Raw genomic sequence first — 14,213 nt, 5'->3', positions numbered from 1 at the left:
GCCCATCCCCTGTGTCGACCCGAACCGGCACCGGTCACGTCAGGACACCCCCAGCTCGCGGTCGATGAAGTCGAAGACCTCGTCCGGGGTGGCGTCCTGGAGCTTGCCGGCGACACCGTCGCCGTCGGCCGGGGCGTCCACCTCGTTGAGCGAGGCCAGCAGCGTGCGCAGTCGTTCGGTGATCCGCAGCCGGGCGCCCCGGTCGGGCGCGGCGCCGGCCAGCGCGGCCTCCAGCCGTTCCAGCTCGCCGAAGACCGGCGTCGCGGTGGCCACTCCCCCGTCGACGACGGCGGCGCGGACGTACTCGGCGAGCAGCGCGGCGGTCGGGTAGTCGAACACGACGGTGGCGGGCAGCCGTACGCCGGTGGCGGCGGTGAGCCGGTTGCGCAGTTCCACCGCGGTCAGCGAGTCGAAGCCGAGGTCCCGGAACGCCCGGTCCGGTTCGACGGCGGCGTCGGAGGCGTGTCCGAGCACCGCCGCGGCCTGCCCGCGGACCAGGTCCAGCAACGTCCGGCGCCGCTCGGCGTCGGTCTGCCCGGCGAGCAGCGCGGCGAGCGAGTCGGCGGTCGGGCCGCCCTCCTCGGCGCGCTCGGCGGCGGCGCGGCGCGCCTCGGGGATCCCGGTGAGCAGCGGGCTGGGCCGCACCGCGGTGAAGCCGGGCACGTACCGGGCCCAGTCGACGCCGGCGACCAGGGTGACCGGCTCGCGGCCGGTGAGGCAGCCGGCGAGCGCGGTGAGGGCGAGGTCGGCGTCGAGCCGGGTGACGCCGCTGCGCCGGCGACGCTCGGCCACGGCGGGGTCGGCGTCGGCCATGCCGCCGGTGGCCCAGGGCCCCCAGGCGACGGAGGTGGCCGGCAGGCCCTGCCGGTGCCGCTGCTCGGCCAGCGCGTCCAGGTAGGCGTTGGCGGCGGCGTAGCTGCCCTGGCCGGCGGCGCCGAGCTGCCCGGGCAGCGCGGAGAAGAGCACGAACGCCCGCAGGTCCTTCTCGGCGGTCAGCTCGTGCAGGTGCAGCGCGCCGAGCGCCTTGGGCCGCAGCACGTCGGCGATCCGGTCGGCGGTGAGGCCGTCGAGCACCCCGTCGTCGAGAACACCGGCGGCGTGCACCACAGTGGTCAGCGGCGCGTCGGCCGGCACGTCGTCGAGGAGCTTGGCCAGCGCGGCCCGGTCGGCCACGTCGCAGGCGGCGACGGTGACCCGGGCGCCCCGGTCGGTGAGGTCGCGGACCAGGTCGGCCGCGCCCGGCGCGTCGGCGCCGCGCCGGCTGACCAGCAGCAGGTGGGCCGCGCCCCGGTCGGCGAACCAGCGCGCGACCTGCCCGCCCAGCGCGCCGGTGCCGCCGGTGACGAGCGTGGTGCCGGGATGCCCGTCCGCCGGGTCGGCACCGCCGCCGGGGGCCCGGACGAGGCGGCGGACCAGCAGGGTGACGCCGTCGACGGCGAGTTGGTCCTCACCGTCCGGGGCGGACAGCGCGGCGCAGAGCAGGTCCCAGCCGTGGTCGTCGAGGGTGGCCGGCACATCGACCAGGCCGCCCCACCGCTGCGGGTGTTCCAGGGCGGCGACCCGGCCGAGGCCCCAGAGCAGCGCCTGCTCGGCCCGGCCGACGCCGCCGTCGCGGGTGGTGCCGGCGGCGCCCCGGGTGACGCACCACAGCGGCGCGGGCACGTCCAGGTCGCCGAGCGCCTGGAGCAGGGCCAGCGACCGGGCCAGGAACGGCGGCACCGGGGCGTCGACCGGCGTGTCGGCGAGGGCGAGCAGGGACAGCACCCCGTCGACCGGGCCGGCGGCGGCGGTGAGCCGGGCGGCGACGGCGGCGCGGTCGGTGGCGTCCTCGGGCAGCAGGACCAGCCGGGCGTCCGCGCCGCGCCGGGTCAGTTCGGCCACGGCCGTCTCCGCCTCGGCGACGCCGTCCGGGTCCGCCACGACCCACCAGGCGCCGGTGAGGAACGCGACCGGAACCCCGGCGTACGGCTGCCAGACGGCCCGGTAGCGCAGGTCGTCGAGGGTGGACCGGTCGCGTTGGCGGCGTCGCCAGTCGGCGAGCAGCGGCAGCGCGGCCCCGAGGCGGTCGAGGGACTCGGTGGCGTCCTGCGCGGTGAGGTCGGCCAGGGCGGCGAGGTCCTCGTTGTCGACGGCGGCCCAGAACGCGGCGTCGGCCCCGGTCGGGACGTCGGCGGCGTCGACGGTGCGGGTGCGGGGCCAGTAGCGGGCCCGGTCGAAGGCGTAGGTGGGCAGGTCGACGGCGGTCGTCTCGGGCAGGACGCGGGTGAGGTCGACGGGCAGGCCGACGGTGTGCGCGGTGGCCAGGTTGGTCAGCAGCCGGGTCGGGTCGTCGTCGCCTCGACGCAGCGTGGACAGCACGTGGCCGGTGGTGGCGGTGTCGTCGAGGATCGCGGTGACCGGCATGGCCAGCACCGGATGCGGGGAGATCTCCACGAACGTGCTGTGCCCCGCGTCGATCGCGGTCCGCACGGCGGTGTCGAAGCGGACGGTCTGCCGCAGGTTGTCGTACCAGTAATCGGCCGTCATGGTCGACGGGTCCACCCAGTCGCCGGTCAACGTGGACACCAGTCGGGTGTGGCCTTGCTGCGGCGTCACGTCGGCCAGGTCGGTACGCAACCGCTGGGCGACCTCTTCGACCGCAGAGGAGTGGGAGGCGTAGTCGACCGGGATCAACCTCGCCCGGACACCGTCGGCCTGACACGCGTCCACGAAGTCGGCGACCGCCTGCGGCGGACCGGACACCACCACCGTCGACGGACCGTTCACCGCCGCGACCCCCACGCCGGAGAACCGACCCGGGCCGTCGGTGTCACCCGGTGCCACCGCGTCGGGTCCGACAGCACCGCCTGTCGCGCGGTCGGCCTCCAGCCGCGCCGTCACCTCGTCGGCGGGCAGGTCCACCGACGCCATCGTCCCGGTCCCCCGCAGCGTGACGAGCGCCCGCGACCGCAACGCCACCGTCTTCGCCGCGTCATCGAGGGACAGGATCCCCGCGACACACGCCGCGCCGATCTCCCCCTGCGAGTGACCGATCACCGCCTGCGGGGTGACCCCGACGTGCCGCCACACCGCCGCGAGGGCGACGCCCACGGCCCACAGCACCGGCTGCACCACCTCGACCCGGTCCAACCACGACTCGTCGTCGCCGGTCAACACCGACACGAGGTCCACGTCCAGATAGGGGGCCAACGCCACCTGACACTCGGACAGCGCCGCGTCGAACACCGGCGTCCGACCCACCAGACCGGCAGCCATCCGCGCCGACTGCGCGCCCTGCCCCGGGAACACGAACACCGGGCCGGCGCCGCGCCCCGCCACCGTGCCCGTCACCACGGCCGGCGACGGCGTGCCGGCGGCCAGCGCGTCCAGCCCGGACAGCAGGTCCTCGACCGAGGACCCGACCACCGCGGCGCGGTGGTCGAACGCCGACCGGGTGGTCGCCAGGGACCAGGCGACCGCCGCCGGGTCGGCCGGGTGGGCGCGCAGGTGCCGGGCGAGCCGCCCGGCCTGCCGGGCCACCCCGTCGCGGGTCCGCGCCGACAGCGGCCAGGCGAGCGCGCCGTCGAGCAGCCCGGGCCGTGCGTCGTCCGCGCCGGCGGGCAGCCCCGGCCGGGCGGTGTCCGCGCCGGTGGGCGTCGCGTCGGGGAGTTCGAGGATGACGTGCGCGTTGGTGCCGGAGATGCCGAACGACGAGACGGCGGCCCGGCGCGGTCCGGCGGCGGGCCAGGCCCGGTTCTCGGTGACCAGCTCGACCGCGCCGGCCGACCAGTCGATGTGCGGCGACGGCGCGTCCACGTGCAGGGTGGGCGGGACCACGCCGGCCCGCATGGCGAGGACCATCTTGATCACCCCGGCGACGCCGGCGGCGGCCTGGGTGTGGCCGATGTTCGACTTCACCGAACCGAGCAGCAGGGGTTCGACGTCGGCGCGGCCCTGCCCGTACGTGGCGATGAGCGCCTGCGCCTCGATCGGGTCGCCGAGCGTGGTGCCGGTGCCGTGCGCCTCCACCACGTCCACGTCGGCCGGGGACAGTCGCGCGGCGGCGAGGGCCGCCCGGATCACGCGTTGCTGCGACGGCCCGTTCGGTGCGGTGAGCCCGTTGGACGCGCCGTCCTGGTTGACCGCGCTGCCGCGCAGCACGGCGAGGATCGGGTGGCCGTTGCGGCGGGCGTCGGAGAGGCGCTCGACCAGCAGCATCCCGGCTCCCTCTCCCCAGCCGGTGCCGTCGGCGGCGGCGGCGAACGCCTTGCACCGGCCGTCGGGGGCGAGGCCGCGTTGGCGGGAGAACTCGACGAACAGCCCGGGGGTGGCCATCACGGTCACGCCGCCGGCGAGGGCCAGGTCGCACTCGCCGCGTTGCAGCGCCGCCGCCGCGAGGTGCAGCGCGACCAGGGACGACGAACACGCCGTGTCCACCGAGACCGCCGGTCCTTCCAACCCCAACACGTACGCCACCCGCCCCGAGACCACGCTCGCCGCGTTCCCGGTGCTCGCGAACCCTTCGACCTCGTCCGCGGACACCATCAACAGGGCCCCATAGTCCTGGCCGTTGGTGCCGACGAACACCCCTGTTCGTGAACCCCGCAAGCCACCCGGATCAACCCCTGCCCGCTCGATCGCCTCCCACGAGGTCTCCAGCAACAGGCGCTGCTGCGGGTCCATGGCGACGGCCTCGCGGGGTGAGATGCCGAAGAAACCGGCGTCGAAGTCGGCCACGTCGTAGAGGAACGCGCCGGTGCGGACGTAGGAGGTGCCGGCGGAGTAGGGGTCGGGGTCGTAGAGCCCGTCGAGGTCCCAGCCGCGGTCGCCGGGCAGGTCCGAGACCGCGTCGCGGCCGGCGTGCAGCAGCTGCCAGAACCGCTCCGGGTCGGTGACGCCGCCGGGGAACCGGCAGGACATGGCGACGATCGCGACCGGCTCGTCGTCGGCGAGCGGGGTCGGTCCGGCGGCCGGGCCGGCCTCGGCGACGCCGCCGAGTTCGGTGTGCAGGTGCCGGGCCAGCACGGTGGCGGTCGGGTAGTCGAAGACCAGCGTGACGGGCAGCCGCAGGCCGGTGGCGGTGGCGAGCCGGTTGCGCAGCTCGACCGCGGTGACCGAGTCGAAGCCGAGGTCGCGGAACGCGTGGTGCGGGTCGACGGCCTCGCCGCCGGCGTACTTGAGGACGGTGGCCGCCTGGTCGCGGACCAGGTCGAGCAGCGCCTCCCGGCGCTCGTCGGACGCCATCCGGGCGAACGCGCCGGCCGGCGCGGCCTCGGCCGTCTCGTCCGGCTCCCGGTCGGCGGCGAGCTGCCGCGCCTCGGGGATCTCGGCGATCAGCGGGGCCGGGCGGGTGGCGGTGAGCGCGACCCGGAACCGGTCCCAGGCGATGTTGGACACGGTCAGGTACGTCTCGTCGTGCGCGAGCGCCTGGTGCAGCGCGGCGATCGCGAGGCGGGGGTGCATCTCGGGCGCGCCGTGGCGGTGCAGCATCCGGCCGAACTCCCCGTCGGCCATCCCGCCGCCGCCCCAGGCGCCCCAGGCGATCGAGGTGGCCGGCAGGCCGAGGCCGCGCCGGTGCTCGGCGAGCGCGTTGAGGTAGGCGTTGCCGGGGGCGTAGTTGCCGACGCCGGAGCTGCCGACGGTGCCGGCCATCGCGGAGAACAGCACGAACGCGTCGAGGTCGTGGTCGCGGGTCAGCTCGTGCAGGTTGACCGCGGCGGTGACCTTGGCGCCGAGCGCGTGGTCGATCCGGTCGAGGGTGAGCGCGCCGATGACCGCGTCGTCGAGCACGGCGGCGGTGTGCACGACGGTGGTGAGCGGGTGCTCGGCGGGCAGTCCGGCGAGCACGGCGGCGAGCCCGTCCCGGTCGGCGGCGTCGCAGGCGGCCACGGTGACCCGGGCGCCCAGCGCGGTCAGCTCGGCCTCCAGCTCGTCGACGCCGTCGCCGTCGCGGCCGCGCCGGCTGAGCAGCACCAGGTGGTCGGCGCCGTGGGCGGCGAGCCAGCGGGCCACGTGCCCGCCCAGCGCGCCGGTGCCTCCGGTGACCAGCGCGGTGCCGGTGGGCCGGAACTCGCGCGGGGCGGGGGTGTCGCCGAGCGGTGCACGCAGCAGCCGCCGGCCGTACGCGCCGGTGGGGCGCAACGCGACCTGGTCCTCCCCGTCGGCGCCGGCGAGGACCCGGGCCAGCCGGGTGGCGGTGCGGTCGTCGACGGTGTCGGGCAGGTCGACCAGGCCGCCCCAGCGGTCGGGGTGTTCCAGCGCGGCGATCCGGCCGAACCCCCAGGCGAGCTGCTGGGTGGGGTGCGGCAGCGGGTCGGTGGGTCCGGTGGAGACCGCACCCCGGGTGAGCGTCCACAGCGGCGCGCGGATCCCGGCGTCGCCGAGGGCCTGGGTGAGGGTGACGGTGCCGGCGTAGCCGGCCGGCACGTGCCGGTGGGCGGGCAGCGGCGTCTCGTCCAGCGCGAGCAGGGAGACCACGGCGGCGGGTGGGGCGTCGGCGTGCCGGTCGCGCAGCCGGGCGGTGAGCGCGTCCCGGTCGGTGCGCTCGTCGGTCAGGGCGAGCGGGACGACGGTGGCGCCGTGTCGGCGCAACGCGTCCGCGACGACGTCCGCCGCGTCGACGCCGACGTCGCCGGGGCCGGTGACCAGCCACCAGTCACCGTCGAGTGTCGGCCGGTCGACGGCGTCGGGGGTGACCGGCAGCCAGCCGTCGCGGTAGCGCCAGGAGTCGACGGTGGCCTGGTCGCGGTGGCGGCGTCGCCACGCGGCCAGCGCCGGCAGCAGCGCGGCGAGCGCGTCGGCGGGCACGTCGGCGGTGTCGGCCAGCTCGGCGCCGACCGCGGCCGGGTCCTCGGCCTCGACGGCGGCCCAGAACCGGGCGTCGACCTCGTCCGGCTCGGCCGGGGCGGCGGCCACCGGGACGGCGGCCGGGCGCGGCCAGTAGAGCTGCCGCTGGAACGGGTAGGTGGGCAGGTCGAGGCGGTGGGCGGCGCGGCCGGCGAAGGCGGGTCGCCAGTCGACCGCGACCCCACCGGCGTACGCCTCGGCGAGCGCCCGGTGGAACCGGGCGAGGTCGCCCTCGTCGCGGCGCAGCGTGCCGGTGACGGTGACCGCGGTCGGGTCGGCGGCGGCCGCCTCGACGCTCTCCTGCATCGCCATGGTGAGCACCGGGTGGGCGCTGACCTCGACGAAGGTCTGGTGGCCGGTGGCGGCCAGGTCGCGGATCGCCGCGTCGAAGCCGACGGTCTGCCGCAGGTTGCGGTACCAGTAGTCGGCGTCGAGGCCGGCGGTGTCCGTCCAGTCACCGGTCACGGTGGACCGGAACCTGATGTCGCCGGTGCGCGGGCGCAGGCCGGCGAGCAGGTCACGCAGTCGCTCGCGCAGCGGTTCGACGTGCGCGGAGTGGGAGGCGTAGTCCACCGGCACCCGCCGTACCCGCACGTCGCGACCCTGGTAGTGCGCCATCAGCTCGTCCAGCGCGGCGGCGTCGCCGGAGACCACCACCGACGTCGGCCCGTTGACCGCGGCGAGCGCGACCCGCCCGTCCCACCGGCCGATCGTCTCGGTGGCCTCGTCGGCGGTGGTCGCCACGGACACCATGCCGCCGTCGCCGGCGATCTCGGCGATGACCCGGCTGCGCAGCGCCACCACGGCGGCGGCGTCGTCCAGGCTGAGCCCGCCGGCCACGTACGCGGCGGCGATCTCACCCTGCGAGTGACCGACCACCGCCGACGGATGCACGCCGTAGGAGCGCCACAACGCGGCCAGGGACACCCCGACCGCGAACAGCGTCGGCTGCACCACGTCCACCCGCTCCAGCGACGGCGCGTCCGGCGCACCCCGGATCACGTCGACCGGGGACCAGTCGAGGTGGGGGCGCAGCGCCTGCTCGCACGCGGTGAACGCCTCGGCGAACACCGGGGCGGTGGCGAGCAGGTCGGCGGCCATGCCCACCCACTGCGAACCCTGGCCGGGGAAGACGAAGACCACGTCGCCGCCCGTACCCGGGGCGCGGGTGACGGTGTGCGGCGCGGGACGGCCGGCGGCGAGCGCGTCCAGCGCGGCGGCCAGGTCGTGGCGGCCGGCGGCGAGCACGACCGCGCGGTGTTCGTGGGCGGTCCGGGTGGTCGCGAGCGACCACGCCAGGTCGGGCAGCGCGGCGTCGGGCACGGTCTCCAGGTGGGCACGCAGGTCGCGGGCCCGGGCGGCGAGCGCGGCGGCGCCGCGTCCGGACAGCGTCCAGGGCAGTTCCCCGGCGGGTACGGCGTCGCGCGGCGCGGGCTCCTCCGGCGGCGCCTGTTCCAGGACGGTGTGCACGTTGGTGCCGCTGATGCCGAACGAGGAGACGGCGGCGCGCCGGGGCCGGTCGCCGGCCGGCCAGGGCCGGGCCTCGGTGAGCAGCGCGACCGTGCCGGCGGACCAGTCGACGTGCGGGGTGGGCTCGTCCACGTGCAGGGTGGGCGGCAGCACGCCGGCCCGCATGGCGAGGACCATCTTGATCACGCCGGCGACGCCGGCGGCGGCCTGGGTGTGGCCGAGGTTCGACTTGACCGAGCCGAGCCACAGTGGCCGGTCGGCGTCGCGGTCCCGGCCGTAGGTGGCGATCAGCGCCTGCGCCTCGATCGGGTCGCCGAGCGTGGTGCCGGTGCCGTGCGCCTCGACCGCGTCGACCTGGTCGGGGGCGAGTCCGGCGTTGGCCAGCGCCTGCCGGATGACCCGTTGCTGGGCCGGCCCGTTGGGCGCGGTCAGCCCGTTGGACGCGCCGTCGGAGTTGACCGCGCTGCCGCGCACCACGGCGAGGACGGGGTTGCCGTCGCGGCGGGCGTCGGAGAGCCGTTGCAGCACCAGCAGGCCGACGCCCTCGCCCCAGCCGGTGCCGTCGGCGGCGCCGGCGAACGGCTTGCACCGGCCGTCGGCGGCGAGGCCGCGCTGGCGGGAGAAGCCGACGAAGATGCCGGGGGTGGCCATCACGGTGGCGCCGCCCGCGAGGGCCAGGTCGCACTCCCCCGCCTGCAACGCCTGCGCGGCGAGGTGCAGCGCGACGAGCGACGCGGAGCAGGCCGTGTCGACCGTGACGGCCGGGCCGTGCAGCCCGAAGGTGTACGCGAGCCGCCCGGAGATGACGCTGGCGGAGACGCCGGTGGCGAGGTAGTTCTCGTCGCCGTCGCCGGCGGCCAGCAGCAGCGAGCCGTAGTCCTGCCCGTTGGTGCCGACGTAGACGCCGGTGCGGCTGCCGCGCAGCCCGGCCGGGTCGAGGCGGGCGCGTTCGAACGCCTCCCAGGCGGTCTCCAGCAGCAGCCGCTGCTGGGGGTCCATGGCCACCGCCTCGCGCGGGCTGATGCCGAAGAACGCCGGGTCGAACTCCCCGGCGCCGGTCAGGAAGCCGCCCTCGCGCACGTAGCTGGTGCCGAGGTGCTCCGGGTCCGGGTGGTACAGCTCGGCGACGTTCCAGCCGCGTTCCTGCGGCATCGGCGACAGCGCGTCGGTGCCGCCGGCCACCAGGTCCCACAGCTGTTCGGGGGTGGCGACGCCGCCGGGGAAGCGGCAGCTCATCGCCACGATGGCCACCGGCTCGCGGTGCCGGTCGGCGTCGGCGGCGACGACCGCGCCGCCGGTCGGGTCGGCGGTGAGGCCGTGCAGGTGGGCGGCGAGTTCGGCGACCGTGGGGTGGTCGAAGACGAGCGTGGCGGGCAGGGTCGCGCCGGTCTCGGCGGCGAGCCGGTTGCGCAGCTCGACCGCGGTGAGCGAGTCGAAGCCGAGGTCGCGGAACGTGCGGTCGGGCAGCGGCCGGCCGGCCGGGTGGCCGAGCACCAACGCGACCTGGGCCCGGACCAGTTCGGTGAGCTGCGACAGGGACCGGCCCACCACCACGGCCGGGGTCACCACGGCGGGTCCGGCCGGCACGCCGGGCAGCCCGGTGAGCAGCGGCGCGGGCCGGCCCCGGGTGGCGGCGAGGCGTCCCCAGTCGACGTCGGCGACGGTGACCGCCGCTCCGGCGCCGACGATCCGGCCGAGCGCGGCGGCGGCCTGCTCGGCGGGGAGCGGGTGCACGCCGCCCCGGACCAGCCGCGCGGTGAGGTCGGCGCTGGCGGCGGCCATGCCCTCGGCGGCCCAGGCGCCCCAGGCGACCGCGGTGGCGGGCAGCCCGAGGTCGTGGCGCCAGGTGGCGAACGCGTCCACGAACGCGTTGGCCGCCGCGTAGTTGCCCTGCCCGGCGCTGCCGATCACGCCGGCGAGCGAGGAGAAGAGCACGAACGCGTCGAGGTCCCGGCCGGCGGTGGCGTCGTGCAGCGCCCGGGCGGCGCGGACCTTGGCGTCCAGCACCGCCTGCGTGCGGGGCAGGTCGAGGCCGTCGAGGATGCCGTCGTCGACGGTGCCGGCGGCGTGCACCACGGCGGTCAGCGCGGGCAGGTCGGCGACCAGCGCGGCGACCGCGGCGGTGTCGGTGACGTCGCAGCGGACCGCCCGCGCCCCGGGCAGCTCGGCGACCAGGTCGGCGGCGCCGGGCGCGTCCGGGCCGCGCCGGGAGGCGAGCACGACGTCGGTCGCGCCGGCGTCGAGCAGCCAGCGACAGACCTGCCGCCCGAGCGCGCCGGTGCCGCCGGTGACCAGCACCGTGCCGGTGGGCCGCCAGCCGGGTCCGGCGGGCGGGGCGGCGGGGACCAGCCGGCGGCCGAAGGTGCCGTGCGCCCGGACGGCGACCTCGTCGTGGCCGCCGTCGGCGAGCACCGCGAGCAGCGCGTCGGCACTGGCCCGGTCCGGGGTGTCGCCGGCAGGCAGGTCGACCAGTCCGCCCCAGCGGTCGGGCTGTTCCAGCGCGACGACCCGGCCGAGTCCCCAGACGGCGGCCGCGTACGGGTCGGTGAGCGGTTCCCCGCCGCCGACCGTGACCGCGCCCCGGGTCAGGCACCACAGCCGGCCCGACCGGCCGGTGTCGGCGAGCGCCTGGGTGAGCGTGAGCAGCAGCGCCGTCCCGGCCGGTACGGCGGGCGCGTCGGGTCGCGGCGCGTCCGGGGCGGGCAGGACGCAGAGCACCCCGCGCCAGCCCGGCTCGGGGTGGCCGCGCAGCAGGTCGGCCAGGGCGGCCCGGTCGGCGTCGGCGGGCACGGTGAGCAGGTCGACGTCGGCGCCGGCCCGGGCCAGCGGGGCGGCCCACGGCGCGGGGTCGTCGAGCGCGACGACCAGCCACCGGCCGGTCAGGGCCGGCGCCGGGGTGGGGTGCACCGGCTCCCAGACCACCCGGTACGACCAGCCGTCCAGCGCGGCGTCGCGGTGCCGGGCCCGCCGCCAGGAGGAGAGCACCGGTACGGCCGGGGCGAGCGCGGCCACCGCCTCCGGGTCGTCCTGCACGGCCAGGTGGGACGCCACGGCGGGCAGGTCGCCGCGCTCCACGGCGGTCCAGAAGTCGCCGTCGGCGCCCTCGGCGGGCGGCGCGGGCGGGACGCTGCCGTCGCCGGCCCAGTAGCGGTGGCGGTGGAAGGCGTACGTGGGCAGGTCGGTCCGGCGGGCGCCGGCCCCGGTGAACCAGGTGGGCCAGGCGACGGGGTGGCCGTGGACGTGCAGGTCGGCCAGGGCGGCCAGCAGCGCCTCGGGTTCGGCGCGGTCGCCGCGCTGGACGGCGACGGCGCGGACCGGCTCGTCGGGCAGGATGTCGGCGGTCAGCGGGGTGAGCACCGCGCGCGGCCCGATCTCCAGGAACGTGTCGACGCCGGTGGCGCGCAGCGCGCGGACCCCGTCGGCGTGGCGGACCGCCTCGCGGACGTGCCGCACCCAGTGCTCGGGGGTGCGGATCTCGTCCGGGTCGGCCAGGTCGCCGGTCACGTTCGACACGACCGGCAGCGTCGGGGCGGCGAACGTCAGCCGGTCCAGGACGGCGCGGAACCGGTCGAGCACCGGCGCCATGAGCGGGCTGTGGAAGGCGTGGCTGACGGTGAGCCGCCGGGTGCGCACGCCAAGGTCCCGCCAGCGCCGTTGTGCCCGGTCGATCTCGTCGGCGGCGCCGGAGAGGACGACGGCGGCCGGGCCGTTGACGGCGGCGACGTCGATCGGCGCGTCCGGGTCGGTCAGGGTGGCGCGGACGTCGTACTCGGCGGCGGCGACCGCGAGCATCGCGCCGCCGGCCGGCAGCGCCTGCATGAGCCGACCCCGCGCGGCGACCAGCGCGGCGGCGTGTTCCAGCGACAGCACCCCGGCCACGTGGGCGGCGGTGACCTCGCCGATCGAGTGGCCGCCGACCAGGTCGGGGGTGACGCCGAACGACTCGACCAGCCGGAACAGCGCCACCTCGACCGCGAACAACCCGGCCTGGGTGAAGACGGTCTCGTCCAGCAGCGCGGCGTCGTCGGTGCCGTCGGCGGCGAACAGCACCTCCCTGAGCGGGCGGGGCAGCGCCCGGTCCAGGTGCCCGCACACCTCGTCGAGCGCGGCGGCGAACACCGGGAAGGTGGCGTACAGCTCCCGACCCATGCCGGCGCGCTGCGCGCCCTGACCGGAGAAGAGCACGGCGAGCTGGCCGCGCGGCGTACCGGTGCCGGTGACGACCGTGCCGGCCGGTTCGCCGGCGGCGAGCGCGCGCAGCCCGGCCACCAGGTCGTCGCGGCCGGCGGCGGCGACCACGGCCCGGTGGTCGAGCACCGACCGGGACACCACCGAGGAGTACGCGACGTCGAGCGGCCGGGCGTCGGGGTCGGCGTCGAGCCAGGCGGCCCAGCGCCCGGCCTGGGCGGCGAGGGCCTCCGGGGAACGGGCGGAGAGCAGCACCGGGACGACCGGCCGGTCGACCGGCGCCGGCTCGTCGTCGGCGGGTTCCGGCTCCGGGGCCTGCTCCAGGATGGTGTGCGCGTTGGTGCCGGACACCCCGAACGAGGACACCGCCGCGCGGCGCGGCCGGTCGACGGCCGGCCACGGTGTGGCCTCGGTGGCGAGCGCGACCGCCCCGGCGTCCCAGTCGATGTGCGGCGACGGCCGGTCCACGTGCAGCGTGGGCGGGACGACGCCGTGCCGCAGTGCCAGCACCATCTTGATCACGCCGGCGACGCCGGCGGCGGCCTGGGTGTGCCCGAGGTTCGACTTGACCGAGCCGAGCAGCACCGGCGGCGCGTCGCCCCGGTCCTGCCCGTACGTGGCCAGCAGCGCCTGCGCCTCGATCGGGTCGCCGAGCGTGGTGCCGGTGCCGTGCGCCTCGACCACGTCGACCTGTTCGGGGGTGAGCCGGGCGTTGGCGAGCGCCTGCCGGATCACCCGCACCTGGGAGGGGCCGTGCGGCGCGCTCAGCCCGTTGGACGCCCCGTCCTGGTTGACCGCGCTGCCCCGGATCACCGCGAGCACCGGATAGCCGTGGCGCTGCGCGTCGGAGAGGCGGGCCAGCAGCAGCATGCCGACGCCCTCGGACCAGCCGGTGCCGTCGGCGGCGGCGGCGAACGGCTTGCACCGGCCGTCGGCGGCCAGCCCGCGCTGGCGGCTGAACCCGACGAACACGGCCGGGGTGGGCATCACGGTGACGCCGCCGGCCAGGGCCAGCTCGCAGTCGCCGTTGCGCAGCGCCTGCACGGCCAGGTGGATCGCCACCGAGGAGGAGGAGCAGGCGGTGTCGATGGTGACCGCCGGCCCTTCCAGTCCCAGCGTGTAGGCGATCCGGCCGGAGACGATGCTCGTCGAGTTGCCGGTGAGCGAGTGCCCCTCGCCGTCCTGCCCGGCCTGGGCGAGGATCGCGTCGTAGCCGTGCGCGGCGGCGCCGACGAACACGCCGGTGCGGCTGCCCCGCACGGCCGGCAGCGGCAGCCCGGCCCGTTCGAACGCCTCCCAGGTGGCCGCCAGCAGCAGCCGCTGCTGCGGGTCCATGGCGACGGCCTCGCGCGGGCTGATGCCGAACAGGTCGGCGTCGAAGTCGCCGGCGTCGTAGACGAAGCCGCCCTCGCGCACGTAGCTGGTGCCCGGGTGGTCGGGGTCGGGGTGGAAGAGCCGGTCGAGGTCCCAGCCCCGGTCGGCGGGGAACGGGCCGATCCCGTCGCCGCCGTCGCGGACGAGGTCCCACAGCTGCTCCGGCGACCCGACGCCGCCGGGGTAGCGGCAGGTCATCGCCACGATGGCCACCGGCTCGGTGTCGCGCGCCTCCAGCGCCCGCAGCCGCCGCCGGGTGCGGCGCAGCTCCGAGGTCGTACGCTTCAGGTACTCGACGTACTTCTCGTCCTCGCTGTTCACCGTGGACCTACCTCACTCGGCGTGCCGATGTCGTC

1 protein-coding gene is annotated in these 14,213 nt (G+C 77.2%); it reads right to left on the bottom strand.

What is annotated here, in order from left to right; all coding sequences use genetic code 11:
• Positions 1-39: 39 nt before the first annotated feature.
• Positions 40-14,178 (bottom strand): type I polyketide synthase, encoded by a 14,139-nt coding sequence (locus ACN27B_RS24085; protein ID WP_422741586.1) that lies wholly within the window; start codon positions 14,176-14,178, stop codon positions 40-42.
• Between the last annotated feature and the right edge of the window lie 35 nt (positions 14,179-14,213).

This window comes from Micromonospora sp. WMMD754 (genome assembly GCF_049315235.1).
Taxonomy (GTDB): domain Bacteria; phylum Actinomycetota; class Actinomycetes; order Mycobacteriales; family Micromonosporaceae; genus Micromonospora; species Micromonospora sediminicola.
This window is presented reverse-complemented; position numbering and strand designations above follow the sequence as displayed.